Origin of the sequence: Nocardia sp. GP40, from assembly GCF_050434125.1 — a bacterium.
Taxonomy (GTDB): domain Bacteria; phylum Actinomycetota; class Actinomycetes; order Mycobacteriales; family Mycobacteriaceae; genus Nocardia; species Nocardia albiluteola.
On sequence record NZ_JBNPVW010000023.1, the window covers coordinates 86,189 to 108,730 of the forward strand.

The 22,542-nt window shown below is 66.1% G+C and carries 33 protein-coding genes and 1 pseudogene; 20 read left to right on the forward strand and 14 right to left on the reverse strand.

What is annotated here, in order from left to right; genetic code table 11:
• Nucleotides 1-48 precede the first annotated feature (48 nt).
• The gene (locus tag ABH933_RS42315; RefSeq protein WP_429428255.1) at nt 49-909 is read left to right on the forward strand and encodes a helix-turn-helix transcriptional regulator; all 861 of its coding nucleotides are present in this window, start codon (nt 49-51) and stop codon (nt 907-909) included.
• Here the strand turns inward: ABH933_RS42315 and ABH933_RS42320 are convergent.
• The 3 genes from ABH933_RS42320 to ABH933_RS42330 are packed head-to-tail and all read right to left on the reverse strand — an operon-like array spanning nt 900 to nt 2,223.
• Nucleotides 900-1,232 (reverse strand): GNAT family N-acetyltransferase, encoded by a 333-nt coding sequence (locus tag ABH933_RS42320; RefSeq protein ID WP_429428257.1) that lies wholly within the window; start codon nt 1,230-1,232, stop codon nt 900-902. The genes ABH933_RS42315 and ABH933_RS42320 overlap by 10 nt on opposite strands.
• Nucleotides 1,233-1,709, reverse strand: coding sequence for a carboxymuconolactone decarboxylase family protein (locus ABH933_RS42325; protein WP_429428259.1), 477 nt, complete (start codon nt 1,707-1,709; stop codon nt 1,233-1,235). It abuts the gene before it with no gap.
• Nucleotides 1,710-1,761: 52 nt separating this feature from the next.
• Nucleotides 1,762-2,223 (reverse strand): MarR family winged helix-turn-helix transcriptional regulator, encoded by a 462-nt coding sequence (locus ABH933_RS42330; protein WP_215915690.1) that lies wholly within the window; start codon nt 2,221-2,223, stop codon nt 1,762-1,764.
• A 96-nt stretch (nt 2,224-2,319) separates the two neighbouring features.
• On the opposite strand from ABH933_RS42330, the gene ABH933_RS42335 reads away from it, so the two are divergent.
• The 3 genes from ABH933_RS42335 (at nt 2,320) to ABH933_RS42345 (ending at nt 4,457) form a co-directional block, all read left to right on the forward strand.
• Complete coding sequence (locus ABH933_RS42335) at nt 2,320-2,943, forward strand: GTP cyclohydrolase II (RefSeq protein WP_281066000.1); 624 nt, start codon at nt 2,320-2,322, stop codon at nt 2,941-2,943.
• Between the two features lie 9 nt (nt 2,944-2,952).
• The gene (locus ABH933_RS42340; protein ID WP_429428261.1) at nt 2,953-3,744 is read left to right on the forward strand and encodes a dioxygenase family protein; all 792 of its coding nucleotides are present in this window, start codon (nt 2,953-2,955) and stop codon (nt 3,742-3,744) included.
• A gap of 188 nt (nt 3,745-3,932) precedes the next feature.
• Nucleotides 3,933-4,457 (forward strand): hypothetical protein, encoded by a 525-nt coding sequence (locus tag ABH933_RS42345; protein WP_429428263.1) that lies wholly within the window; start codon nt 3,933-3,935, stop codon nt 4,455-4,457.
• Between the two features lie 65 nt (nt 4,458-4,522).
• Here the strand turns inward: ABH933_RS42345 and ABH933_RS42350 are convergent, their stop codons facing one another.
• Nucleotides 4,523-5,569, reverse strand: a complete 1,047-nt coding sequence (locus ABH933_RS42350; protein WP_429428265.1) for an aminotransferase class V-fold PLP-dependent enzyme — start codon at nt 5,567-5,569, stop codon at nt 4,523-4,525.
• Nucleotides 5,570-5,857: 288 nt separating this feature from the next.
• Here ABH933_RS42350 and ABH933_RS42355 point away from each other — a divergent pair, with 288 nt between their 5' ends.
• From ABH933_RS42355 to ABH933_RS42365, 3 genes are all read left to right on the forward strand, one after another.
• Nucleotides 5,858-6,013 carry a hypothetical protein gene (locus ABH933_RS42355; protein WP_429428266.1) on the forward strand — a complete coding sequence of 52 codons (156 nt, stop codon included), beginning with the start codon at nt 5,858-5,860 and terminating at the stop codon, nt 6,011-6,013.
• A gap of 268 nt (nt 6,014-6,281) precedes the next feature.
• Nucleotides 6,282-7,997 (forward strand): LpqN/LpqT family lipoprotein, encoded by a 1,716-nt coding sequence (locus tag ABH933_RS42360; RefSeq protein ID WP_429428268.1) that lies wholly within the window; start codon nt 6,282-6,284, stop codon nt 7,995-7,997.
• Between the two features lie 150 nt (nt 7,998-8,147).
• Complete coding sequence (locus ABH933_RS42365) at nt 8,148-8,666, forward strand: hypothetical protein (protein ID WP_429428270.1); 519 nt, start codon at nt 8,148-8,150, stop codon at nt 8,664-8,666.
• A gap of 91 nt (nt 8,667-8,757) precedes the next feature.
• Here the strand turns inward: ABH933_RS42365 and ABH933_RS42370 are convergent, their stop codons facing one another.
• The 4 genes from ABH933_RS42370 to ABH933_RS42385 form a co-directional block, all read right to left on the reverse strand.
• A complete protein-coding gene (locus ABH933_RS42370) occupies nt 8,758-9,561 on the reverse strand; it encodes an SDR family NAD(P)-dependent oxidoreductase (protein WP_429428272.1) in 804 nt (267 codons plus the stop codon).
• Nucleotides 9,562-9,713: 152 nt separating this feature from the next.
• Nucleotides 9,714-10,061 (reverse strand): ArsR/SmtB family transcription factor, encoded by a 348-nt coding sequence (locus ABH933_RS42375; RefSeq protein ID WP_429428274.1) that lies wholly within the window; start codon nt 10,059-10,061, stop codon nt 9,714-9,716.
• Nucleotides 10,058-10,507 (reverse strand): SRPBCC domain-containing protein, encoded by a 450-nt coding sequence (locus ABH933_RS42380; protein ID WP_215915698.1) that lies wholly within the window; start codon nt 10,505-10,507, stop codon nt 10,058-10,060. Before ABH933_RS42380 ends, ABH933_RS42375 begins: the two co-directional genes overlap by 4 nt.
• A gap of 143 nt (nt 10,508-10,650) precedes the next feature.
• Complete coding sequence (locus ABH933_RS42385) at nt 10,651-11,247, reverse strand: transcriptional regulator (RefSeq protein WP_429428322.1); 597 nt, start codon at nt 11,245-11,247, stop codon at nt 10,651-10,653.
• Between the two features lie 194 nt (nt 11,248-11,441).
• On the opposite strand from ABH933_RS42385, the gene ABH933_RS42390 reads away from it, so the two are divergent.
• Nucleotides 11,442-11,882 (forward strand): haloacid dehalogenase-like hydrolase, encoded by a 441-nt coding sequence (locus ABH933_RS42390; protein ID WP_429428324.1) that lies wholly within the window; start codon nt 11,442-11,444, stop codon nt 11,880-11,882.
• Here the strand turns inward: ABH933_RS42390 and ABH933_RS42395 are convergent.
• Complete coding sequence (locus ABH933_RS42395; RefSeq protein WP_429428276.1) at nt 11,782-12,219, reverse strand: helix-turn-helix domain-containing protein; 438 nt, start codon at nt 12,217-12,219, stop codon at nt 11,782-11,784. The two genes, ABH933_RS42390 and ABH933_RS42395, sit on opposite strands and share 101 nt — an antisense overlap.
• 159 nt (nt 12,220-12,378) lie before the next feature.
• Between ABH933_RS42395 and ABH933_RS42400 the strand changes: the two genes are divergently transcribed.
• The 8 genes from ABH933_RS42400 to ABH933_RS42435 all read left to right on the forward strand — a co-directional run bounded on the left by ABH933_RS42400 (nt 12,379) and on the right by ABH933_RS42435 (nt 17,376).
• Nucleotides 12,379-13,545, forward strand: coding sequence for a radical SAM protein (locus tag ABH933_RS42400; protein ID WP_429428277.1), 1,167 nt, complete (start codon nt 12,379-12,381; stop codon nt 13,543-13,545).
• Nucleotides 13,542-14,165, forward strand: coding sequence for a 3'-5' exonuclease (locus tag ABH933_RS42405; RefSeq protein ID WP_429428279.1), 624 nt, complete (start codon nt 13,542-13,544; stop codon nt 14,163-14,165). Before ABH933_RS42400 ends, ABH933_RS42405 begins: the two co-directional genes overlap by 4 nt.
• A complete protein-coding gene (locus tag ABH933_RS42410; protein ID WP_429428281.1) occupies nt 14,162-14,791 on the forward strand; it encodes an AAA family ATPase in 630 nt (209 codons plus the stop codon). The genes ABH933_RS42405 and ABH933_RS42410 overlap by 4 nt, the downstream gene beginning before the upstream one ends.
• A 280-nt stretch (nt 14,792-15,071) precedes the next feature.
• Complete coding sequence (locus ABH933_RS42415; RefSeq protein WP_429428283.1) at nt 15,072-15,401, forward strand: hypothetical protein; 330 nt, start codon at nt 15,072-15,074, stop codon at nt 15,399-15,401.
• Complete coding sequence (locus ABH933_RS42420; protein ID WP_429428284.1) at nt 15,398-15,640, forward strand: hypothetical protein; 243 nt, start codon at nt 15,398-15,400, stop codon at nt 15,638-15,640. Before ABH933_RS42415 ends, ABH933_RS42420 begins: the two co-directional genes overlap by 4 nt.
• A 105-nt stretch (nt 15,641-15,745) precedes the next feature.
• The gene (locus ABH933_RS42425; protein WP_429455288.1) at nt 15,746-15,979 is read left to right on the forward strand and encodes a hypothetical protein; all 234 of its coding nucleotides are present in this window, start codon (nt 15,746-15,748) and stop codon (nt 15,977-15,979) included.
• 9 nt (nt 15,980-15,988) lie between these two features.
• Nucleotides 15,989-16,279, forward strand: coding sequence for a hypothetical protein (locus tag ABH933_RS42430; protein ID WP_429428288.1), 291 nt, complete (start codon nt 15,989-15,991; stop codon nt 16,277-16,279).
• Between the two features lie 221 nt (nt 16,280-16,500).
• Nucleotides 16,501-17,376 (forward strand): MspA family porin, encoded by an 876-nt coding sequence (locus ABH933_RS42435; RefSeq protein ID WP_429428290.1) that lies wholly within the window; start codon nt 16,501-16,503, stop codon nt 17,374-17,376.
• Nucleotides 17,377-17,526: 150 nt separating this feature from the next.
• Here the strand turns inward: ABH933_RS42435 and ABH933_RS42440 are convergent, their stop codons facing one another.
• Nucleotides 17,527-17,649, reverse strand: a complete 123-nt coding sequence (locus tag ABH933_RS42440) for an IS3 family transposase (RefSeq protein ID WP_429428292.1) — start codon at nt 17,647-17,649, stop codon at nt 17,527-17,529.
• 4 nt (nt 17,650-17,653) lie between these two features.
• On the opposite strand from ABH933_RS42440, the gene ABH933_RS42445 reads away from it, so the two are divergent.
• Nucleotides 17,654-17,992 carry a hypothetical protein gene (locus ABH933_RS42445; protein WP_429455289.1) on the forward strand — a complete coding sequence of 113 codons (339 nt, stop codon included), beginning with the start codon at nt 17,654-17,656 and terminating at the stop codon, nt 17,990-17,992.
• Between the two features lie 275 nt (nt 17,993-18,267).
• On the opposite strand, the gene ABH933_RS42450 is transcribed toward ABH933_RS42445, so the two are convergent.
• Nucleotides 18,268-19,260: a replication-relaxation family protein gene (locus ABH933_RS42450; RefSeq protein ID WP_429428294.1), complete on the reverse strand. Its 993-nt coding sequence runs from the start codon at nt 19,258-19,260 to the stop codon at nt 18,268-18,270.
• Between the two features lie 136 nt (nt 19,261-19,396).
• Here ABH933_RS42450 and ABH933_RS42455 point away from each other — a divergent pair, with 136 nt between their 5' ends.
• A complete protein-coding gene (locus ABH933_RS42455; protein ID WP_429428296.1) occupies nt 19,397-19,711 on the forward strand; it encodes a hypothetical protein in 315 nt (104 codons plus the stop codon).
• A 115-nt stretch (nt 19,712-19,826) separates the two neighbouring features.
• Nucleotides 19,827-20,330, forward strand: coding sequence for a hypothetical protein (locus ABH933_RS42460; RefSeq protein ID WP_429428297.1), 504 nt, complete (start codon nt 19,827-19,829; stop codon nt 20,328-20,330).
• A gap of 34 nt (nt 20,331-20,364) precedes the next feature.
• On the opposite strand, the gene ABH933_RS42465 is transcribed toward ABH933_RS42460, so the two are convergent.
• Nucleotides 20,365-20,589 (reverse strand): hypothetical protein, encoded by a 225-nt coding sequence (locus tag ABH933_RS42465; protein ID WP_429428299.1) that lies wholly within the window; start codon nt 20,587-20,589, stop codon nt 20,365-20,367.
• Between the two features lie 453 nt (nt 20,590-21,042).
• On the opposite strand from ABH933_RS42465, the gene ABH933_RS42470 reads away from it, so the two are divergent.
• Nucleotides 21,043-21,465: a hypothetical protein gene (locus tag ABH933_RS42470; RefSeq protein ID WP_429428301.1), complete on the forward strand. Its 423-nt coding sequence runs from the start codon at nt 21,043-21,045 to the stop codon at nt 21,463-21,465.
• Nucleotides 21,466-21,655: 190 nt separating this feature from the next.
• Here the strand turns inward: ABH933_RS42470 and ABH933_RS42475 are convergent, their stop codons facing one another.
• Nucleotides 21,656-22,039 (reverse strand): hypothetical protein, encoded by a 384-nt coding sequence (locus tag ABH933_RS42475; protein WP_429428303.1) that lies wholly within the window; start codon nt 22,037-22,039, stop codon nt 21,656-21,658.
• A 91-nt stretch (nt 22,040-22,130) separates the two neighbouring features.
• A pseudogene (locus ABH933_RS42480) lies at nt 22,131-22,406 on the reverse strand (helix-turn-helix domain-containing protein); the annotation flags it as partial.
• Between the last annotated feature and the right edge of the window lie 136 nt (nt 22,407-22,542).

Genomic DNA, 22,542 nt, shown 5'->3' on the forward strand with positions numbered 1-22,542 from the left:
GATTGCGGATCCCTGGCTGCGCCGACCGCCGGCGAGGAAGATCGAGGGATGGACCGCGACCAACTAGCCGATTTCCTGCGCCGCCGCCGCGAGCAGCTGCAACCCGCGGATGTGGGCCTGCTGCCCGGGTTACGGCGGCGCACCCCCGGCCTGCGCCGCGACGAGGTATCCCTGCTGGCGGGAATATCCACGGATTACTACACGCGGCTCGAGCAGTCGCGGGGCCCGCGGCCCTCGGTGCAGGTGCTCGCGGCGCTGGCCCGCGCGCTGCGGCTGTCCGACGACGAGCGCGATCATCTCTACCACCTGTGCGGGCACGGCGCGCCACAGCGCGGCGGTGGTGGCTCGCATGTGGGTCCCGGCCTGCTGTATCTGCTGTCCAAGCTCGAGGACGTCCCCGCCTGCGTGGTGTCCGATCTCGGAGAGATCCTGGCGCAGAACCGGATGCACATCTTTCTCAACGGTGAGCAAACCGGCTACACCGGCATGCGGCGATACCTGTTGTGGCGGTGGCTGGTCGAGTCGGACCAGCCGAGGAAATTTCCGCCGGAGGAATGGGATGGCCTGCTGCGCAGGCACGTTGCGGATCTACGTGCCACCGCCGCGCGCCGCGCCGGGGATCCGGACGTGACCGAGCTGATCACGCAATTACGAGCCGCCAGTAGCGAATTCGAGCGACTGTGGTCCGAACACGAAGTGGCGGTGCGGATCGCGGATTCCAAGCGGGTGCTCCACGACCAGGTCGGCATCGTCGACCTGGTCTGTGAAACCCTCGTCACGCCCAACGCCACCCAGAATCTGCTGGTCTACTATCCGCGGCCGGGCAGCGACGCGCAGGAGAAGCTGGATCTGCTGCGGGTCATCGGGGTTCAGTCGATGACGAGCGAATCCGCTTCCGGTCAGCGCTGAATCCCCTTGCCCACCACGTGGTCGTCGTACTGCGGGTGCTTGTCCAGCCAGCCCTTGATGAACGGGCAGCGCGGCACGACGGTGCGCTCGCGGGCGATCGTGTCCTCGACGGCCCCCTGCGCCAGGGTGTTTCCCAGTCCCATGCCCGCGTACTCGGTGTCGACCTCGGTATGGATGAAGACCGTATCCTCCTCGCGCTCGCGGTATTCCGCGAATCCGGCGAGCTTGTCGTCGTACCAGATCTCGTAGCGCAACTGCGCGTCGTTCCGGATGACGGAGGCGTGTTTCGCCTGCTCACCGCTGTTGGTCGTGCGCTCGCCCATTCAACTCTCCTTCCGCGCGCGCACCGGGTGCCTGCTCATGATCGACACGCGATTGAATGCACCGATGGTCGTCGCGGCCCAGATGACGACGGAAACCTGGTCGTCCGACATTTGTTGCCGCGCAATAGCATACCCACGCTCGAGCGTTTGTTCATCCGGTAGCTCGGTGGTGAGCTCGGCCAGCCCCAGTGCGGCCCGTTCCATCGGCGTGAACAGATCGGTGCGCCGCCAGGCCGGCAGCACGTCGAGTTGCTGCTGGGTGACACCGGCGGTGACCGCGGCCCGGGTGTGCAGGTTCAGGCAGAACGGGCACCCGTTGAGCTGCGAGACCCGCACGTTGACGAGCTCGATCAGGGAGCGATCCAGACCCGCCGCCTCGGCGGCATGGCTTATCGCGGGAGTGAGGGCGCTCAGGGCGTGGAATGCCTCGGGGGTCTGCTTATCGATCCAGACACGGGCATCTGCGGGAGAATCCATGGCCGTCGCATCGTAACCGCGCGCCGGGGCCGGCGTCGGGTGCGGGAGACATTCAACACTGGCCGCGCAGCCTGCGGTTCACGTTGTCCAGGCCGTCGGCGATCGCGGTGAGTTGCTCGGGGGTGAGCACGTCGATGAACAGGTCCCGCACGGCGGCGACGTGGCCCGGAGCTGCGCGCTCGAGCATGTCGCGCCCGGCCTCGGTCAGCACGGCGAAGACCGCGCGCATATCGGTGGAGCAGGAGCGGCGGCGGACGAGTCCGGCGTGCTCGAGCCGGTCGATCTGGTAGGTGAGCTTGCTCTTGGAATTGAGCAGGGCCGCGGCGAGCTCGCTCATCCGCAGTTCGCCCTCGGGTTCGGCGGCGAGCCGGACCAGGATCTCGTACTGCAGGTGGGACAGGCCCGCATCGCGTTCGAGCTGCTGGTCCAGGCGGCGGTTGAGCAGGCCGGCGGCGGTGAGGAAGGCCAGCCACGCGCGCGTCTCTTGCTCGTTCAGCCAGCGTGGACCACCCATCGTCCCAGGTTACCGCCGTCGCGCACCCGGGAATATCGATACGGGCATCACTGTTCAAATTTGAACGGAAGTAGTTCCCCGGACCCCGGAGCAACCATGACATCCACTCTCGGCACCGCCGCCGCATCCGTGCGCAGCCGCGTGCGCATCCCGCTGACCTTCGGCGACGGGTACTCGACCACCGCCGAGGCGGTCACCTTCGACGGACTTGCCGACGGCCGCGAGCATCTGGCCCTGGTGCTGGGCGAACCCGGCGCGGTGCCGCTGGTGCGGCTGCATTCGGAATGCCTGACCGGCGATGTGTTCGGCTCGGCCCGCTGCGATTGCGGGCCGCAGCTGCGCGAGGCCGTGGAGCGGATCGCGGAGACCGGCGGGGTGCTGCTGTATCTGCGGCAGGAGGGGCGCGATATCGGGCTGTACAACAAGCTCGACGCGTATGCACTGCAGGACCTGGGCATGGACACCTATCAGGCGAACACCGCGCTGGGCCTGCCCGAGGACGGGCGTGACTACACCGCCGCCGCGCAGATGCTCGCCGCGCTGGGCCTGCCCGAGATCGACCTGCTGACCAACAATCCCGACAAGCCGCGCCAGCTGCGCGCGCTGGGTGTGCGGGTGCGCTCCACGGTGCCGACCGGAGTGCACGCCACCCCGAACAACCTGCGTTACCTGCGTGCCAAGGCCGAGCACACGGGGCATACGATTCGTTTGATCGGCTAGGAGGCGCGTATGTCCACCGCTGAGAATCCCGCCGCCGCCCGCATGCCGGTGCTGTATCTGAGTCACGGGGCGCCGCCCCTGGCCGATGATCCGTTGTGGCCCGGCCAACTTGCCACGTGGTCGGCCGAATTGCCCAGGCCGAAGGCAATTCTCGTGGTGTCCGCGCACTGGGAGGACGCACCGGTGACGCTCGGCGCCACCACGACCGTGCCACTGGTCTACGACTTCTGGGGCTTCCCGGACCACTATTACACCGTGCGATATCCCGCCCCGGGCGCTCCTGAGCTGGCGGCGAAAATACGTGCCCTGCTGGGTGATTCGGTGCACGAGGCGCCGGAGCGCGGGCTGGATCACGGCGCCTACGTGCCGCTGGTCGAGATGTTCCCGGACGCCGACATCCCGGTGCTGCAGCTGTCGATGCCGACCCTGGATCCGGTGGGCCTGTTCGAGCTGGGCCGTCGCCTCGCGCCGCTGCGCGAGGAGGGCGTATTGCTCATCGGGAGCGGGTTTTTCACGCACAACCTGCGCGAGATGACGCCCGGCGCCGCCGCGGACGAGGCGCCGTCGTGGTCCAGGGAATTCGACGACTGGGGCCGGGAAACCTTGGCCGCCGGGGATATCGACGCCCTGCTGAACTTCCGGCACGCCGCACCCGCCGCGCAGCGCGCCCACCCCCGCATCGAACACTTCGCGCCCTTGTTCGTGACCCTGGGTGCCGGTGAGTCCGACCTGAATTCGCGCCGCACCCCCATCGAGGGTTTCTGGTACGGCCTGGCGAAGCGCTCCATCCAACTCGGCTGAGCGCGGGCTCGATTCGCGTTGTACCGCCTGCTGTAACAAAGTCTCAATTCTCGGCGAATCCTGGTTGTGGTCGTCGCGCACCGCGTCGACCTGGACAGATCATCACGAACGGGACATTCCTCTCTGTTGGGGGTGGGGATCGGTTCTGCTTTGGCATGCCGACTTGGGCGAAGAAGAAAGGGAGCTTTATGAGCAAGCAGCAGACGGCGATTCGACGCGGAATTCCGGGCGGGCGGCTGTCCCGGATCGGGGCCGCGATCGCCGGGACGATCCTGGCCACCGGTGCGATCGCGATTGCCGGTACCGGCGTTGCGAATGCGACCGCGGTGCCGGTGGATCCGTCCGGATACCTGGTCGGCAACACGGTGTATTTCACGGCCCCCAACCTGGGGAATTGCGCCATGCAGTCGAATGGCTGGGTCGGTTGCGACCTTGCCCAGACCGAGAATTGGGCCGGTTTCCAGGTCTCCAATATCGGGATTGATCTGGGGTTCCTGCCCGCGCATCCGGCCATCGGCCCGATCGGCACGCACGGCCAGGCCGGTAGTCGCCATCTCGTACCGCCGGCCCCCGCGCCGGGGCAGGCCTACGGTCCGGATGCGAGCATCAGCTACGGCGGGGCGACGTGCACGGTCAGCGGGTTCCGTGCGGAGGTTTCGTGCAACTCGCAGGGGCACAGCTTCAGCTTCGGGTTTACCGAGGGCTACAACTGAGGCTTCGACGGCACAGGTAAAAGGCTGGTGTGCTTGTGCCGCCGCAATCGGTGAGTTGAGCGGGATCAGTTGTCGCCGAGGACTTTCAGGGCGCGGTCGACGTCCTCGGCGGTGTTGTAGATGTGGAAGGCGAAGCGGAGGAGTCCGTTTCGGGAGGTCGCGACGACTCCCGCGGGCGCGAGGCGGTTCGCTCGGTCGTCCTCGTCGAGGATGGTCACTATGGGGGAATCGCCGGGGAATGCGGGAATTCCCAGATCGGCCAGGCCGGCGCGGAAGCGCTGGGTCAGGGCCAGGTCATGGGCGCCGACGGCCTCGACGGTCAGCTCGTCGATCAGGTCGAGGCCGATCAGGGTCGCGACGACGCCCAGGCCGTCGGGGGTGCTGTCGTGGCGGCGGGCGGTGTCGGCAAGGCGTTGGGGGGCATACATTTCCGCCCAGCGATCGGCGGCGGCGTACCAGCCGGGGGCGGTGGGGCGGGCGGCGTGCGCGGCCTCGGGGTTGATCGCCAGCAGGCTGGTGCTGCGCGCGCCGAGCAACCATTTGTAGGTGGCGCCCACCCAGAAATCCGCGTCGGCGAAACGCAGCGGCAGCCATCCGGCCGCCTGGGAGACGTCGAGCAGGAGCAGGGCGTCGTGGGCCTTCGTGGCTGCGCGCAGCTCGGCAGCGTCGACGGTCCGGCCGTCGACGGACTGGGCGAGAGCGACCGCGACCAGGGCTGTTTCGGGCCGCACCTCCTGTGCCAGGCGCTCCAGCGGGACGACGCGGACGGCGAGATCGCCGCGATAGCGGAACGGATTGGTCACCGAGGCGAAATCGCCCTCGGCCAAGAGCACTTCCGCGCCCGCCGGTAGTCCCGCGGCGACCGGGCCGATCAGGTTGCCCACCGTATTGCTCACCGCGACATCATCTTTCGACGCTCCCGGGAGAAGCCGGGCGTAGGCCGCGCGGAGTTGATCCATGGCGTCGTGATTGTCCGGCGCTCGCCGCCCCGACCTCCAGTCGTGGAGGATCTGCTCGAACGCCGCCACCGTGCGGGCCGGTGGCAAGCCGTACGCCGCGGTGTTGAGGTAGGTGGTATCGGGATCGAATTCGCCAGGCGCCAGGGAGTTCATGCATCCACGATCGCGCCGGGCATTGTTTTCGGTCTATAGCCAGCGGCCGGATCGTGGACCGCGCGAGCGGGCTGCGTGTGGACGAAATGAGGACTACCACGGCGCAGCACCGGTGGTCGAAGTGCCCGCAGAGTGAACGTTGGGTAAGCGGTCGGCCGTTGGGGCGGTGCGATCACGACCGCCCTGAAGACCACCCCGCCGTCCCCGGAGCAGGCCGATAAGCAGGCCCAAACCGCTGCCGCCACACTGCAGTCCGCCGGTCCCGCCCGGTTCTACTGGGGACGGGCGATGATCTCGGCCGGCCTGTTCGCCGTGCTCGCGGGCATGGGGTTCTGGTCGGACACCGCCCACGACGCAACCTCCGCGACCGCGTTCTTCGGCTTTGCCGGGGCGGTATTCGGGGTGGTCACGACGTTGCCGTCGACGGAGAAGGCGCGGGCCTGAGGGTAGCCGGCCGGGGTTGGTCTCAGGTTCCCGGTCGGGCACGGTCGACGTGCACGCAACCGCAGAGTGTGATGACGCCGAGGCCGAGCCGGCGGGGAGCTGGTCGTGGATGGCGAGCCGCTCGCGACGCCCGCGCGCCATCGATCAGGCCAGAAATGCGCTGTCGGGGCGAAAAGTGCAGGTGGGGGCCGGGTCTGGCCGGGGGTGGGCACCACGCCTGAGCATACGGTACCGTCGGATGCGCACGAGGAGGAGGGGATTCGGCGCGATGACAGCTGCCCAAGAACTGGCTTTGCCTACTGTGGGAGAGTTTTTGAGTGCCGTCGGGGTGGCGGCGCAGGTGGTGTATCCCGAGCATCCGGGGGCACCCGTTGTGTCACTTGACATTCCGTACGACTGGCACGAGGTGATCCGGGAGGTCCTGCCGGCGGCGTTCGGCGCGTGGGCGTTGCCCCCGGAGGAGGACGCACCGCCGGAGGAGGCCGGGTGGGTCGACAATGCGGTGGTGATGGTCTGGCGGATGTCGCGGCCGGTCGATCCCGCGGCCGTCATGCGGTGCGCGTTCACCGATTCGCGGCGCCTGCCCGACTGGCAGGAGCGCCGCACGAAGACCGAGGACTGCGACGGTTTCCCCTCGGCCGCCATCTCGGGCACGTACACCTTTGGCGAACTGAGCCTTTGGGTATCCACCCGCTACCTGATGGCAGGCACCCCCACCGGCCAGTACCTGCTGCAACTGTCCGTCACCACCCGCGCCTACGACGACCGGGACGGCCGCTTCATCGCCGGATCCCTGGGCGTGCAAAGCCCGATCATGCAGCCGCCACCCGCGGCCCACGCCCTACGCTCCGAACCATCCGGCCCGCACACCCGGCCCGAGCCCGCCGTCCCGCCTCTCCAGTCCGAGCCGCCCGCACCGCTCGCGTGGTCGGAGGCGGAACCGGTCGCGCGACCCGAATCGGCCCCACACTCAGGGCCTTTGGCATCGGTTGCGCGATCGGATTCCTCGCCCGCCGAAATGCGGTCGGAGCCACTGGATTCGGTCCGGCGCGCCGAAGATTCTGTCGCGTGGTCCGAGTCGCCGGATTCGGTTGTGCGGTCGGATTCGTTGGCGTCCGAGTTACGGTCGGACTCGCTGGATTCGCCTCGGCGTGCCGAAACGGCTGCCGGGTGGTCCGAGTCGTCGGATTCCTTCCCGCGCAACGAATCTCCTGTTGCGTGGTCCGAGTCGCCGGATCCAGCTGGTAGATCCGAGCCGAATGCTGGGGTCTGGTCCGAGTCGTCAAGTGCGCGATCGGATTCGTCGGACGTGGATGAGTGGAATCGGGCGGCTTCTGAAGCGTGGTCGGAGTCGCGCGATCTCGGTCTGCGGTCGGAGTCTGCTGGTGCCTGGCCCGAATCGACGCGTGTGGACGAGTGGGCGGATGAGGACGAGTGGCCCGAGTCGCCGGATTCGAATCGGTATGCCAAGTCTGCTGCCGCGTGGTCGGAGTCGGCAGATTCGCGTCGGGGTACTGAATCCGCTGCTGCGTGGTCGGATTCGGCGGATTCGGCCATGCGCGACGAATCCGATGCAGTGTGGGCCGGGCCGCCGGAGGCGGTGGGCGGGTTCGAATCTGCTGCCGGGGTTCGGTCCGACGCGGTGCGGTCGAAGTTGGCTGGCGAGGAGTGGTCTCGGGAGCGGGAGCCGTTGGCTTGGTCGGAGGCGCCGGATGTGGATGGGCGGTCGGAGTCGGCGCCGTTGGCTTGGTCGGAGGCGCCTGATCTCGAGGGGCGGTCCGAGTCGATGCCGCGGGCTTGGTCCGAGTCGCCGGAGCTGGATGAGGTGGAATCGGCTGGTGGCGCGGAATCCGTATCTGCCGGAATGCAATCCGAGCCGCTGCCCGTGGTGCATGATGCGTTGCTGCCCGTGCTGGGGGCCGAGAGTGGGCCGGAGCCCGAGGCCGACGCACATCGATCTGGGAACGTGGACTTTCATATCTGAGGTCGGTGAGTGGATGGCCGAGGCCCGTAATGGACCCGGCTGACCAGCGACGTTGCCATGTCGTTACGATGTGGGGACTATCGAGGGTGGAGTTCGATCAAGGGTGCTCGGGCGGGTGAGTGATGCGAGCGGCCGGAAGGATCGAAACCAATGCCAGGGACCCTGGGGGACATTCCAGCCAACTATCTGCGGCGTGCCCAGCCGGATCCGGGCTCGCTCTCGCCCAGGGTTCCCGCCCATCCGGATGCGTCGAATATCTGGCAGCGTGCGAAAACGGTGGTGGTCACCCGCATTACCGGGCCACAGGAGCTGGTCACGGCGCCGCGTCTGGTGGTTCCGGTCGGGCGGAATCAGCTCGCGTTCCGGGTGTCGTCGTACGGCACCGAGGCCGATCAGCTGGCCCGCGACGGCCGCGTGCTCGTCCAGCCCGGTGATTGGCGCGGCAATCCGGCCCTCGGCTCGCAGCAACGGCAGGGCCGTGCCCAGGTGGTTACCGGCGGCACCCTGCTGCCGCCCGTCCATGCGGCGTTCGAGGCGAAATACCGCTGGCAGACCTCCCTGGCCAAGATGGCGCACCGCCTGTCGAGCGGGGCCGCACCCTACGGGGACCTGATCGTGCTGGTCACCGTGTTCGAACCTATGCAAGCGTTGACGCCCGGGCCGCGCTGACGGCTGGACTGCGTTGACGCCTGGGCTGCGTTGGCGGCCCAGCCGCGCTGATGGCCGCGCCGCGCTCACGCTCGCGTCGCGCCGAGATAGCTCAGTCGACCAGGGCACCGGCGGACAGATTGACGACGGTGCCCGTGATGGCCCCGGCCCGGTCCGAGGCCAGGAATGCGGCCGTCTCCGCCACTTCGGACAGCGTGGGCAGCCTTTTCAGCAGCGTCCCCTGCACCATCCCGCCGTCCGCGAGGAATTCGGGGACCGACTGCCCGGCCGCCGCCGCGAACTGTCCGAAGAGCTCCCCGGTGTAGGAGCCGGCGGCGGGTGCATCGATCACGGCGTGCGGACGGATGCCGACGACCCGGATGCTCCGGGGCGCCAGCTCCGCGGCCAGCAACCGCGAGAACGCCTCCTTGCCGGCCGCACTCACGCCGTGCCCCAGGATGCCGCCCGCCGCGAATTTCGCGCCCGGCTCGGAGAGCGTCAGAATGACGCCCGGTCCCATGTGCCGCGCCACGGCCTTGCTGGTGATGAACTGCGCCCGCAGGAATCGGTCGATCGGCCGCATGAACTCCTCCAGCGCGAGATCCGCCAGCATCGTCCCCTGGTCGTGCATGAAGCTCACGGCATTGAGGGCGATATCGATGCGGCCCGCGCTCGCCGCCACCGCGTCGGCATGCTCGTCGACCGCCCGTTGATCGAGCACATCGACCTCCGCGGTCTCGGCCGTTCCCCCCGCGCTCGCGATATCACGCGCCACCGCAACAAGTTTCGTCCGCGTCCGCCCGGCGAGAAAGACCCGCGCGCCTTCCCGAGCGAATACCCGCGCAACGGCGCCGCCGATAGCGCCACCGCCGCCGTAGATTACGGCGTTCTTACCCTCGAGCATCAATCCGCTCATGTCGGACTCCGTTTCATTGATGGGCGAGATCAGTGGAGCCTGATCCGCGATGTGTTGGATGGGTTCAGGTACGAGTACCGATGCACCGTAAGTTCATTCATTGGTCGAGGCCGGTCGCGATTTGCGCAAGTCTTGTTGCACCGCACTCTTATTCATTGATGCTTCGGTCGATCGCGCTGCTGACGCTGGATTTCCTCCGCGATGCGCTTGATGCGGTTCAGGCGCGAATCCCACGCTGCCCCAACATCGTTCAGCTGCCGGATCGCGCGCGACAGCTGGGCCTGGTCGACCTCGTAGCGCCGTTCGCGGCCCGTGGGCGTCGCATGCACGAGCCCGGCACGATCCAGGACGCCGAGGTGCTTGCTGACGGCCTGGCGGGTGATCGGGAGACGTTCGCTCAGGCTGGTGGGTGTGCCGGAACCCTGCGTGAGCAGCTGGTCGAGCAGGCGGCGCCGGATCGGGTCGCCGATCGCGGACCAGAGCTGGTCCTCGTCGATCATCGCGCCACCACGGTGGGGGCGTAGCTCCGCAGCCGGGGCAGGAACAGGTCCCAGCCGCGTTCGTGATCGTGGAAGGCTTCCTCCAATACCGCGGCCTCCCAACCCTTCTCCCGCCAGCCGGTCTCGGTCAGTCGCAGAATCGTGCCCTCGCCCGAGGCCTCGAGCTCGAAGGCGACCAGCAGGGAGTTGCCGGCCGCGGGCCGCTGGCCATCGGGCGCGACCCACCTGAACGAGAACCTTCGGGGCGGATCCACGTCGACGACCGCAATGGAGGCGACCTCCGCGCGATCACCCCACACCAGCTCACCGACCCCACCGGGCACCGGTTCGAACGACGCGTCGTCCGGCCACCACATCTTGATGTGCTCGGGACTACTCACCACATCGAACACGATCTCCGGCGCCGCCTCGATGCGAATCTCGCGTTCCAGCTTTCCGAACTCCATCTCAGACCTCCAATAAGCAACCATTTGTTGCGTATTACTCTGCCATGGGTCGCGAGGATGTGCAACGTTTTGTTGCGCAATCATCCAGGCGGGCTCGGTACTGCGAATTGTGTGCCGGTCGGCTCCCCGTGCCCAGCGAGCCGTCAGCGATCGCCGGTGAGTTTGCTTGCCTCGATGAGTTTTTCGAGCTTTCGACGGGATTCGGATCCCGGCTCGGTGGTATATGTGACGAGAGCGCGGACGCCGGGATCGGCGCTGAGGCGGATGAATTCGTAGTCCACGATGAGTGCGCCCGCCTCGGGGTGGTGGAGATGGTAGCGGCCGTGGGTGAGATCGATGACGTCGTGGTCGTCCCACAGCTCGGCGAAATACGAACTGCTGGAGCGCATCTCGGCTACCAGTCGGCTCAGTGCGGTGTCATCGGGGCGGTGGCTTGCGCGCAGGCGCAGGTAGGCCACCACCTGGCGGGCCATGTCCGGCTGGTCTGCCGCCAATGTGCCGGACGTCCTATCGACAAAGAGCACGTGTGCCCAGGTGCGCCGCTCGTCGGGGATCGCGGCGAAGTCGGTCGCGAAAAGGGCCGTCGCGGCGTTGTTCCACGCGAGGAGATTGGTGTGGTGGCCGACGATGTAGGCGGGCACGTGGTCCATCGCGTCGAGTAGGGCGCGCAGTCCCGGTCGCAGCTCAGATCCGAGACGATCGCTCGCCGACCGCGGTGGGCGGGCGAGCTCTGATTCCAGCTGACTTACGTTGGCTCCGAAGGGCTATCGCACGCACGTACGGTCTTGATGAAGAGTCGATCGTCTTCCCGAAGGCACGCGTGCATGGCTACACCGATGAGTCGATCGTCGTGGATACCGCCATCGCCTCCGGGGTTCAGCCGGATGTCGCGGAGGGTGGCGTCGAGCGGTTTCACGAGGTGCTGGCCAGCGTCATGTTCGACGGAGAACGGGAGCTTGCGCGCGATCAGCCTGCGTATCCCGGTGCGGTCGATTCCATTGCGGTGCTGCATGAGCGCGGTTTCATCCAAACTGTTTTGACCGGAAATCTGCGTGTAGCAGCGGAGGTCAAGCTTCGCGTGTCCGGTCTGGACCGATATCTGGATTTGGGTATCGGTGCATTCGGTGATGACGCACGTGACCGATTCGAGCTTCCTGCCGTGGTCATCAAGCGGTTTACCGCTCAGTACGGCACGGCGCTTGATACGAGTCGCACGGTCGTTATCGGGGATGCACCGAACGATATAGCCTGTGCCCGTCACGCAGGCTTTCACGTTATCGCTGTCGCGCACCGGATGCCCCGCAATGGCTGCCGCTCGCTGCGCCGACGATACGCGGATCGAGAGGCAGAGACACGACTCGGCCATCAACAATAACCGGCAACATGACAGTGGCGCCGTTCGCCGTGTTCTGCGGTGCGGTCGAACTCGTGCGTGCGCGGGCGGTTCGTTGCTCGTCGCGGGCCTGCGCACGCAGCGCGATCAGCGCCCCGTCCGCACCCAGCGCGGCGTCCAAAGCGGATACGAGATCGCGTGACGGGAGGACTGAGTCCTCTGCTTCGGCCGAGCCGACGTACTGACGCGTGTAGCGGACCTTGGCGGCAAGCTGACGTTGGCTCAGGCCCGCAGCGTCTCTGCGTCGCTTGATGTCGCGCGCCAATTGGTCGGCAACTGTCGCTGGTCGCCGCTCGGGTTCGCTGGTTGGAACGTTCATCGGTACCCCCTGATCATGGGCTTCATTCTGACCCACTACAGGGGGAAGGCAAGTCGGCTTTCGGGCGACTTGCCATCTTTTTTGCCTCATGGGTGGGGCGTTTTGCTCGATGTGGACACCGCGAACCGGTGGCCCGGAATCGAGTGGGAGGCGCAAGGCATGACAACGACGACCCGCCACGGCGTTCCACTGCTGGACATCGCGCAACGAGCGAAGATGCGGCCGGAACTGCTGGATGTGATCGAGTACCGCAAGTCGGGGCTCAGTGTGAATTGGATCGTGGGATGCCCGCTGGACTGCGGCTACTGCGTGCGGCACCTGTTCGACAACTTCGAGATGAAGGTCCCCAGGGCGTTGATGGACGACGAGGAGGCCGCCGATCTGCTGTGCGGGCATCGGTATTTCCGGCCGCACGTCACGCCGATTCAGCTGTTGAACCGGGCTACCGATCCGATGTTGCCGAGGGTGAAGCAGCACACGTTGAACATGCTGAAGCTGTTGGATGCGCGTGGGCTCACCAACCATGTTCTCGTGATCACCCGGTGGCGGATCGAACCCGAGGACTGCGCGGTCCTGAACTCGATCGAGAATCTGAAAGTGACTGTGCTGGTGACGCATTCGGGTATCGATGACCCGCGTATCGAGCCGGTGGATTCGGGGATCGCGGCGCGGTCGCTGGTGACGGCGTTCGAGCACGCGGATCGGTATCGGGTGGTGTTGTATTGGCGGCCGATCGTGCCGGGCCTCAACGATTCCGATGAGCATGTTCACCGTGCGCTCGAGCTGAGCCAGTCCGCGCACGCGACGGTGTTCACCGGGTTGTTCTTCAAGGACCAGATTCGCGACTACTACCTTGCGCACGGTCTGCCCGAACCGTATCCGGACAGCGCGCGGCGCAAGGTGTTTCCTGAGACGTTGGAACGGCGGATTCTCGATGCCGCCGAGGTCGGCCAGCCGGGTTCGCCGTTGTTCCGCAAGACCAGTTGCGCGGTCGCATATGCGCATGGTGTCGCGGACTACAACGGGCATTACGGCATCCGGGAACTGTGTGATATCTGCCCCGCCGCCCAGTTGAAGCGGTGCGCGCGGGCGTGGCGACGCCCCGATGAGCGGCATGTCGCGAACCTGGCCGCCGATCTGGGCGGCAAGCTCATCGAGGTCGACGACCGTGCCATGGTCGTGGCCGGGCTCGATGAGCAGCGCCGCTACTTCATGCAGCACGGTCACGGCTATCAGGTGCACGACATCACCAAGCCCCATCATCACCGCCGACACGGCCGCGCCGATCTCGGCTGGCCCACCACGAGGGAGAACATGCCGTCATGACGAACCCGATTCCGTTCCCGAACACCCTGCACCAGCGGGGGCTGGTCGTGGTCGATGTGGAGGGCAACGGGCAAAACCCACCCGAAATCATCGAAATAGCGCTGTTGCTGGTCGACGGGCCGACGACCCCGGATGCACTGCGCTCGTGGCTGATTCAGCCACAGCAACCGGTCACCCCGATTGTCACCCGCAAGGTCCACCGCATCAGCAACGCCGATCTCGCCGACTGCCCGCCCTGGCACGAAGTCGCCGAGGAAATCGACGAGGCACTATGCGGGCGAGTGCTGGTCGCCCACAACGCCAGCGTCGAACGGAAAGTCCTGGCCGCGCATCTGCCGGATTGGAATCCGCCGCTGATTCTGGACACGTTGCGGTTGGCGAAAAAGGTGTGGCGGGGCCTGGATTCGTACGCACTGGACAAGCTCATCGAACGCGGACAACTCGACACCAGCGCCGTATCTGGGCAGGGCTACCACCGCGCCGGGTACGACACCTGGGCGGCCTGGCAACTGCTGTGCGCGTTGATCACCGATGGCGAACTGGACTGGCCGGGCCTGGTCACCATGGCCGGTCTGGGCGAGTTCCTGCCAACACCCGAACCTGAGGGAGGCTTGTGGTGAACACCGTCGACCAGCCAGTCACCATCGCAGTAGTCGGTACCCATTCCACGGGCAAGAGCACCTTCCTGGCCCGCCTGGCGCACGAGCTGCGCCGGACGGGCCTGGCGGTCTCCACGGTCGCGGACCTCGGGGAACAAGCACAGCGGATGGGTATGCCGATCCTGTGGAATCACACGTGGACCTCCACCCTGTGGATCATGACCAGGGGTATCAGCAACGAACTCGAGGCGTGGCTACACGGCGATGTCGTGCTGGTGGACCGCGCCGTGCCCGATGCGCTGGGCTACTACCGAGCCGCGCTCGAGTATCGCGGCGAGACCCCCGAACCTGAGGGGTGGGCGTATCTGGAAACCCTGGCCCGTACTCACAGCGATCGTTACAACCTGATTTTCCGTACCCAGATGGACTCGGATATTCCTTTGGGCACCAACAAGTTCCGTGATGGCAACCAGCAATTCCGAACCCTGGCCGACCGCCATGTCGGTGCCGTACTGGGTGAGCTGGCGCTGCCATGGCTGCCGCTTGCTTCCGACGGGCACGACACAGCCCTGGCCCTGGCCGTCGGCTTTGTTGCCGAACACCTCGGCGACGACGCGACACCCGGCCCGGCCAGCGCCACCGCGTAAGCGGCTCGACCCGTTCACGATCGGCAGGCGATATTCCATCCAAGGGGTAGCGATGTCCGCAATTGCACGAATTTCTGATGAATCACGCTGTTCGACAACAGGTCTCACTGTGCCCTGGTTCGGCGATACGGTCGCCCCGCGCCGAACCGTGCCGATATCCCTTGGCCAGACGCTCGCGGAACGGTGCGCGTATTACCGGAGGGTGTGCGGGCTTCCGGCGGTGGTGGACTCGGCAGTCGGGCGGATTGTCGTCACCACCGGTCCGGTTGGCGCGGTCGTCATGCCGAGCGATCTCGGCAAACGGGTTCGGGCGGCAGTATTGCAGCGTCACAACGTACTTGGGCCGATCATCTACCACCCTCGTTCGCAGCGATGGACTTATATCGTCCGCCCCGACATCGACCCCGACGTGACGATGCTTGCTGAACTGTTCCGCATCTACGTATCGGTGTCTCAGCACGGTGGACAGATCGCGCTGCCGTCTCCGGCGGATCTGCACATGAGTTTCCGGATGTGGGAAGAGTGCCCCACCGATTCGTTCCGGCCGTCCGGTGCGGAGATGATCGCGCTCATCCGCGAGCACAGCGACTCCGGCAGAGGTAAGCGATGAACCCGGCGTACCGCTCCGGTGTCGAGGTGTCGCCGCGACCGTTGGAAGCGGATGTCGTGGTGTGTGTCCACCTGCACTCGCACACGTTGCACCTGTGGTACGTGGCGTGCGAGTCGGCCGCCAGGCGGTTCGCCCGGAACTGGACCGCCGCACACTTGCCGGACTACGTCACTGTGGAGAACGGTTCCCTATCGAATCTGGGCCGCCTTCCCGACGAACGATTGTGGATCGTGCCATGACCAGCAGTGGGACCATGAATAGACCAATAAGCGGTACCGCGACGCGAGCCGGGGACGCGCCCGGGTTCTAAAAATTTCGGAGTCTCGGGGTTATTGATGTCGCGTGTGCTGATACGCACGGTTCGCGCGTTGGCGTTGATTGGGAAACCGATTACGGCCCGCAATCTTGCCGGTAGTTATCGTATCGGTCCAACTCTCGCCGCGCTGCGCTGGTTGAGAAATTTCGGTTATGTGGATTCCGGAACCTCGCGCCTCGACGGCTTGCCGGTACCGGTCTACTGGCTCACCGATGTCGGCAAGCAATTACACCAGCGAATCTACGCATCGGTAGAAACCTGAAAATTTCACATGGCCATGAAGGCTGCGCTATCCGATTCCGACGAGAAACAAAGGAAATCTATGGTATTGATAGGAAAGTTGTTGCAGACTGTGATGCGATTCGCTCTCAAATTTGTCGGCAACGTCGCACTGATCGTTGTCGCCGCAACGATACTGCTTCTGCTCGATCATGCGTATCGGCACATCACCCACTGCGCGCCGCAGCGAATTTGGTGCTTCATCACCGACACGCCTGCCGCTTCTGAGCACTCGGCCGATTTTTCGCTACTCTTGCCATTCGACAGCTACGTAGGGTTGTAACTGAGTGGGGCTGTTCATGTGATTTCGCGCTGATGTGGATCCGCTTCGAAAGAGCAGGTATGCGACCTCCATTCGCCATTATGGCGGCCGGCACGATCGCCGCCATCCTGGCCACCGTGACCCTGTGGTCCGGCGACACCGAGCCGAGCCGGGCCCAACCGCCGCCGCCACCACCACGGCGGGGCGGGGACGCCACCGGTGCGGGAATTCATTTGACGACAATGGTAGAAAATGTCAGAGCCGATCCTCCTGGTGACCGGACGCCGAACTACCTCATGACGTTCTCGCATGCCGCGCAGATGTCCGGTAACTTCTCGGTGAACGTGGGGGGTAGGGGGGTGTCCGCCGGACAGGCCGTCGCGGGGTTCATCCTCGGCTGCGGGATCAGCGTGGCCGGCGGCGTCTTTGTCGGCCTCGATCCCAGTCAAGGACTGTCGGCCAGTATCTCGCCGTCGCTCACCCCACCCACCGTGTCGGTCAGCCCACCGAGCGACAACGCCAGCCCGCCGAGTGCGGCTCTCACGCCGAGTGCGGCTGTTGCGCCGAGTACGGCTGTCGCGCCGAGTACGGTCGCTGCGCCGAGTACGACTGTTGCGCCGAGTACGACTGTCGCGCCGAGTACGACTGTTGCGCCGAGTACGACTGTTGCGCCGAGTACGGCTCTCACACCGAGTATTACTCTCATACCAGGAACGACCCTCAAATCGGGGACGACTGTCGCATCAGGAACGACCCTCCCACTGGGGACGGCTCTCGCGCCGGGCACAGTGATGCCGCAGAGTTCTGCCGCTAGCGCCCCCAGCGCGTCGATCACCCCGCCCAGCCTGAGCCTCGGGCCGAGCATCGGTGGGGCCTTGGGCCTGTCAGAAGTGTTGGCGGGCACCTTGTCACCGGGCCAGGTCACCACCGTTCAGACGACGACGAGCGGTCTGGACAGCAATACCACGTTTCCGTACCAAATCTCTTTCAACAACGCCCCATTGAACATCGCCCAGTGTGCGTCGCCGGTATCGGCTGTCCCCTTCGTCAGCGCCACGATGAGCACCGCATCGGGAACAGTGCAGACCACCGGCTACGGCCAACAGTTCACCTTCTGAACCGAATCGGAGCAACTCGTACCGAGTATGCAAGCAGTGCCTTCGGACCGGAATCGTTCACTCTCCGGGGATCTGGCCACCGGCTCACGGCCTGACGGGACCCCGCGGATCGGTCCAGGTGGTGTGGCCCCCTCTGTCGGTAGTCCACCGTTACGAGAGTTGAGGGCTGGTTTGGATATCGTGCCAGAGCATCTCATACTCGGCGGGGCTGAGGTGGCCGAGGTAGCTGTGTCGGCGCCGGACGTTGTAGAAGTTGTCGATGTAGTCAGCCACGAGCGTGAGCCTCGAAACCCAGCTGACAGCATTCGATCTGGGTTTCATGCGACTCATACCCGGCATCGACAGCGCGCCGCCATTGGATGCACAACCGAGCGTGCACGTGTCACGAATGGCGAAGGAGTGGATCTCGGTAGACCTGACTATGCGGTCCCTCAAGGCGAAGGCCGATCACGAGGAACTCCCCGACCCCGTCGAAGTGCCTGCGAAGGCGCGTCTGGAGAACTGTTGCGCCGACTACACCAGAATGATCGAGGACATTCGCACCGGCACGCGTCGCCTCCGTAGACCGGACGACGACCCACCACCTGACACGGAGCCGCCTCACGAACGGCCGTAGGTCACCAGGACCGCCCTTCGGGGGCGGTCCTTCTTGTGTTGCCCCTCACTTAACCGCGCGGGCCAGCGCTACCCACGCCCTCTCAGCGGGACGGCTCGCCTCGCGCCCGTCGGCGTCGGAGCCTGCGGGCGGGCCAACTGCGTACGCCACACGCCGCATTCACCGCAGGTCGCAGGCCATTTCACGGGTGAGGTCAGGCGTGTCGGGCGCAGCTGGTTCAGGATTAATCATCCTGGCGCGGGCGGCGTTGTCGACTCCCGACCGGCGGCAGCTTTCTAGGCGGGGGTGTCCCATTCGAGGAGGACGTTGTCCTCGGCGGTGTCGTGCCAGGCCGGGTATCCGGTGGTGGGCCGAGTCTGGTTGGGGTAGAGGAGGTTCTGGATCTGGGGGTCGTCGTGGTCGAAGGCTGCCTCGTTGTAGGGCAGTTGCTCGGCACCGGTGTGATGGGCGATGCGCGGGCCGCGTTCGGGGAGATCGGCCAGTCGTACTCGTCGGGCGGCCGCGTCGTCGCGCTCAACTGCCCACAGTGCCCACACCGGTCCTGCCGGGCCGTCGGGGTGAGTCAGATCGCGACTGGTCGTCGCGATCACCAGGTCGGGGGCGTAGCTGCCGAACGCGCGACTCAACGCGGTCCGCAACCCATTCTCGCGGCGCGCGGAATGCACACTGAACAGCAGGATCCCGAACTTGTCGGTCGGGAACCCTTGATAGTCAGCGAGTTTGGACACAACGGTCTTCAACGACTCGGTACCGGTGTCGTACTCGAGGAAGAACCGCACCGCGCGACCGTCGTGTTCCCAGCAGCCGTAGCCGTCGGGATGGAGTTGGTCCTCACCGGAGGCGTGGGTCCAGAACACCTCGGCGCATTGGCGCTCCGACCACCACTGGGTCAACCCCTGCACCGAGCCCGGCGCGGCCAGGCCGAGGCGAGCGGGGTTGCGGCGGGCGGCCAGCGCGGCGAAGAAACCGTTCACGCCCAGGCGATGGCCGAGCATCGGCGAGCACGCCAGCCGCTCCAACCCCAGGGCGTACTTGGCCGGGGCCGGTGGAGTTTGCGCGCGCTGGGCCGCGATCAGGCGTGCGCCGGAATAGCCGAGCGCGTGGCGTGTTTGGGTGGTGCCGCCGCCGTAGAGGGACTCGCGGAAGGCGAACAGCATGCCCATCTCGCGCAGTTTCCGCAGCCGATCCTGCGCGCGCCGGACCGAGGCGAACTCCAGCGACGCGATCTGGTCGGTGGTGAACGCCTTGTGCTCGGACAGCAAGGCCATCAGGCGACGGTCACGATCGAGCAGACGAAACCACGCACCCGCGTCCGGATGCCCGCCACGACGCCCGCCACGCCGCCGCCCCACGAGTGAATCATGTCTCTGACTATTGGTATTCATTATCACTGCGGCACCGTGGGTGGCGACGGCGCAGCCGCCGATCAATCAGCAGGCGCAGATCGTGGCGCGTGTCAACGACAACCACGGTCGGCTGGTGCTGTTGCGCCGCGGGTACTACAACGCGGTCGCCGATCAGGGATTCGGCTTCGACAAGGCGATGAACAAGCACAACCTGACCGACCCGTCGATCATCACCGCCGTGGTGCACAACCCGGCGCCAGCGGAGTCGAGAACGCGGCGACCGATCGCTGGTACTACCGCGGGCCGTGGCAACACCGCCAGTGCACCTCGGGCGGGGAATGCCGAGTCATCGCCGAAGTTGTCGTCAGAGTGATCGTGGAATTCCGTGCCTGGGATGCCGATCCACGGCAAGGAGAGGTCGGGGTGATCACCGCGTACTGTGAGAACATGCCTCGATGCCCTGACTGGCTCAACAACCTTCAGGCGCGATGAACGCCCCAGGCCCTACCGGGCACAAGCACTATGCCGGCGGACCGGGATGGGCGCAATCCTCTTCCCCGGCCGTCGATAGCGGTGCGCGCCCCTCCGACCCGCTCTACGCCGACCTGTTGCCCAGCGACCGGCAGCGCTGGGCGCTCGCGGTCGCCGAAAACGTGGTGTGGTACTCGCGCCAGCCCCACGCGCTACACACGATTGACGACTGCTGGATCGACACGGATCTGGCAATGTGCCTGTGCTACAGCAACACCGGGGGCCGCTTCGCCGCCCGCTTCACGCGCCTCGAGGTGTCCCCGCTGTTCGGCCCCGAACATCCGCCGTACTCCGCCTCCGAACAGGCATCGAACCTCTACTCCGTCCAACTCGGCGGCGGCCCCCCAGCCCGGTCCGAGTGGACCGACCCCGACGGCCGCAGCTGGTGGGGCGATGCTCCGGCCCGAGGCTGGCCACACGTGTTGGATCCCGGTACCCGCCTGGTCACCATCCCCCGATAAAGCCACGCCCGTAGCGTGCAGGCCGCAGCCGGAGTCAGTAGCTGTCGAGGTAGCGCCACCGAATCCGGGTGATGGTGGACTCCGCGGCGCAGCCGGTGTGGCTGGCGCAGAAGAACTCAACGAACTCGGCCGGGCTCATCTCCGGAAACCCTTCGGCGGCGACCTCTTCCGCGGTGATGAGGTCCAGGCGTTCGCGGCGCACGTCCTCCACTTCGACGTCGACGATCCGCACCAGCGGCTCGCCCTTGCGACGACCCATCACCTTGCGGCACAGGGATGCTCCTACGGATGTCAAGGAGCGGGTTCGGGGTTGTTGGTGGTGATGAGCTGGTAGAGCTCGCGGGCGATGTAGCGTTTGAGGCAGCGGCTGAGGAGCTGGCAGCGTCGATCGCCAGGGGGTGACCCGATGCAGCGCACGGTGTCCGGCGGCGTTGTTCGGTGCTGTCGGTGGGCACGGATACCGTGGACGAGTCCGGCGGTGCTGGGTCAAGTACGTGCCGGAGTGAAACGCGAAGGGCGGACCGTGCCGAACGGTCCGCACTTTTTCATGCCCGCACTTGCGTCAGTCGTTGCAGGTCAGCAGCTACTCCGACCAAAATTTCTTCAGTACTACTGGAACCCCGACCGGTTTTCCTCCAGTCCCGCCGTGTCCTTGAGGCGACGCTGACATACATGCGGTGACTCTGGCATCCATCGCACGAAGGCAACGGCATTGGTCATTCGCACGGTCCTCCCCATCGCTGCGGCGATAGCCGCTGTTCTGGCGAGTACTACGGGGTGCAGCAGCTCGACGCCCCCGAACCCGAATATCGCGGCGTGCGACACGTTCGCCCGCAACGCCAACGCGTTAGTACGTGACCTCAACGACGGGCAGCACCGCCTGTCGGATACAACCGGCGTACTTCAGACGGCGGTTAATCAGATCGACGCCGCCTCGATGCAGGCGACGGGCGACGTCAAAACCCGGTTGAGCGAGTTCGTCCAGACGATCAACATTGCCCCGATCGATTTCGACATGCGCGCAAAAGGCGCAGCGACCGAACAAGTATCGCAATCGGTACAGCGCGCCTGCACCACGGAGGGCCAGTCGGAACAGGTCTCGACCTTCCCGACGTCGCTGTTCGGACCCAACTGACGATCAGGCAGGACGCGTGGGCGCGGTCTCCGGCCACTGCGAGGTAGAAGGTTCGCTCGCCCGGCTGGCCCTGGCCTCGGATTCGGTGACCGGCGGCTGGTCGTGAGCCGACTCAATTCAAGATCACAGAATGGCCCGGGGCGTGCGTCAGTCGTTTCGGTAGATGTGTCCCAATTGCCCGGCGGCCCGGTCAATCTCGGCGGCCGCCGTGGTGTGCGCCGCCGCAGCGATGGCCAGACTTGCTGTCGCTTCGCGCATTCCGGCCGGGTATCTGGTCGGCGGTGCCGTCCGGGGTGTCGTGTCCGTAGCGGTCGGCCTGGTCGCCGATGTCGGCCGCGTAGCGCGCGAGCCTTTCCAGCACTCCAACCGACGTGTGGTCGGCGGCCGAGAGTGTCACGAACACCGCGTGTGCGTCGGCCGGATCGCGCAACAGATCACCGTGAATCGTCGCGTGCCCGAGATACCGCCACAGTTCGGCGATCGCACCCGCGGCCGCCGCGACACTCTCGGCCGTGTACTGGTCTGCGGTACTCCAGGTACGCCGCACGGCGTCGATTCCGTCTTGCACGGACATTGTGGTTGCTCCTGGTCTTCGATATATGTGGAAAGGCTCGCGCGCTACGCGGCCGAGTGAATCCCCGCCCCTCGCGGGGCGGGGAGTGTGGTCACGCTGCGGACAGGATCCGGTAGGCCGTCGCCCGCGAGATACCGAAGGTCTTCGCGATGGTGGTGGGCGACTCGCCAGCGGCCCGCATACGCCGTGCCCCGGCGATCTGTTCGGCGTTCAAGGCGGTAGGGCGGCCGGTCTGACGGCCACGGACACGGGCCGCTTCGCGGGCCACAGCGGCACGCTCGGCGATCAACTCGCGCTCCAGCTCGGCGAGCGACGCGAACACGCCCGCGACCATGCGCCCGGCGGCGGTGCTGGTGTCGATACCTTGGATTCGAGACAGCTGCGGCCGGGGTCGCCTCGCGCGACGACCCGCAGGTCGCTCAGTCTCGAAATCTGCACTCATGGGGCGATCCTGCCGACCCCCTTGGTGCCCGCGGGATCCGGTGACGTGAAAAGTCACGCTT

Excerpts from the sequence above, each read along its gene's own strand:
- ABH933_RS42340 (WP_429428261.1), top strand. The coding sequence starts at position 2,953 with ATGTCCACCGCTGAGAATCCCGCCGCCGCCCGCATGCCGGTGCTGTAT.
- ABH933_RS42405 (WP_429428279.1), top strand. The coding sequence starts at position 13,542 with ATGACGAACCCGATTCCGTTCCCGAACACCCTGCACCAGCGGGGGCTG.
- ABH933_RS42435 (WP_429428290.1), top strand. The coding sequence starts at position 16,501 with ATGGTAGAAAATGTCAGAGCCGATCCTCCTGGTGACCGGACGCCGAAC.
- ABH933_RS42345 (WP_429428263.1), top strand. The coding sequence starts at position 3,933 with ATGAGCAAGCAGCAGACGGCGATTCGACGCGGAATTCCGGGCGGGCGG.
- ABH933_RS42420 (WP_429428284.1), top strand. The coding sequence starts at position 15,398 with ATGAACCCGGCGTACCGCTCCGGTGTCGAGGTGTCGCCGCGACCGTTG.
- ABH933_RS42460 (WP_429428297.1), top strand. The coding sequence starts at position 19,827 with ATGAACGCCCCAGGCCCTACCGGGCACAAGCACTATGCCGGCGGACCG.
- ABH933_RS42355 (WP_429428266.1), top strand. The coding sequence starts at position 5,858 with ATGATCTCGGCCGGCCTGTTCGCCGTGCTCGCGGGCATGGGGTTCTGG.
- ABH933_RS42350 (WP_429428265.1), bottom strand. The coding sequence starts at position 5,569 with ATGAACTCCCTGGCGCCTGGCGAATTCGATCCCGATACCACCTACCTC.
- ABH933_RS42380 (WP_215915698.1), bottom strand. The coding sequence starts at position 10,507 with ATGGAGTTCGGAAAGCTGGAACGCGAGATTCGCATCGAGGCGGCGCCG.
- ABH933_RS42370 (WP_429428272.1), bottom strand. The coding sequence starts at position 9,561 with ATGAGCGGATTGATGCTCGAGGGTAAGAACGCCGTAATCTACGGCGGC.
- ABH933_RS42335 (WP_281066000.1), top strand. The coding sequence starts at position 2,320 with ATGACATCCACTCTCGGCACCGCCGCCGCATCCGTGCGCAGCCGCGTG.
- ABH933_RS42315 (WP_429428255.1), top strand. The coding sequence starts at position 49 with ATGGACCGCGACCAACTAGCCGATTTCCTGCGCCGCCGCCGCGAGCAG.
- ABH933_RS42390 (WP_429428324.1), top strand. The coding sequence starts at position 11,442 with ATGTTCGACGGAGAACGGGAGCTTGCGCGCGATCAGCCTGCGTATCCC.
- ABH933_RS42330 (WP_215915690.1), bottom strand. The coding sequence starts at position 2,223 with ATGGGTGGTCCACGCTGGCTGAACGAGCAAGAGACGCGCGCGTGGCTG.
- ABH933_RS42395 (WP_429428276.1), bottom strand. The coding sequence starts at position 12,219 with ATGAACGTTCCAACCAGCGAACCCGAGCGGCGACCAGCGACAGTTGCC.
- ABH933_RS42365 (WP_429428270.1), top strand. The coding sequence starts at position 8,148 with ATGCCAGGGACCCTGGGGGACATTCCAGCCAACTATCTGCGGCGTGCC.
- ABH933_RS42415 (WP_429428283.1), top strand. The coding sequence starts at position 15,072 with ATGCCGAGCGATCTCGGCAAACGGGTTCGGGCGGCAGTATTGCAGCGT.
- ABH933_RS42375 (WP_429428274.1), bottom strand. The coding sequence starts at position 10,061 with ATGATCGACGAGGACCAGCTCTGGTCCGCGATCGGCGACCCGATCCGG.
- ABH933_RS42320 (WP_429428257.1), bottom strand. The coding sequence starts at position 1,232 with ATGGGCGAGCGCACGACCAACAGCGGTGAGCAGGCGAAACACGCCTCC.
- ABH933_RS42360 (WP_429428268.1), top strand. The coding sequence starts at position 6,282 with ATGACAGCTGCCCAAGAACTGGCTTTGCCTACTGTGGGAGAGTTTTTG.
- ABH933_RS42400 (WP_429428277.1), top strand. The coding sequence starts at position 12,379 with ATGACAACGACGACCCGCCACGGCGTTCCACTGCTGGACATCGCGCAA.
- ABH933_RS42450 (WP_429428294.1), bottom strand. The coding sequence starts at position 19,260 with ATGGCCTTGCTGTCCGAGCACAAGGCGTTCACCACCGACCAGATCGCG.
- ABH933_RS42465 (WP_429428299.1), bottom strand. The coding sequence starts at position 20,589 with ATGGGTCGTCGCAAGGGCGAGCCGCTGGTGCGGATCGTCGACGTCGAA.
- ABH933_RS42325 (WP_429428259.1), bottom strand. The coding sequence starts at position 1,709 with ATGGATTCTCCCGCAGATGCCCGTGTCTGGATCGATAAGCAGACCCCC.
- ABH933_RS42430 (WP_429428288.1), top strand. The coding sequence starts at position 15,989 with ATGGCCATGAAGGCTGCGCTATCCGATTCCGACGAGAAACAAAGGAAA.
- ABH933_RS42475 (WP_429428303.1), bottom strand. The coding sequence starts at position 22,039 with ATGTCCGTGCAAGACGGAATCGACGCCGTGCGGCGTACCTGGAGTACC.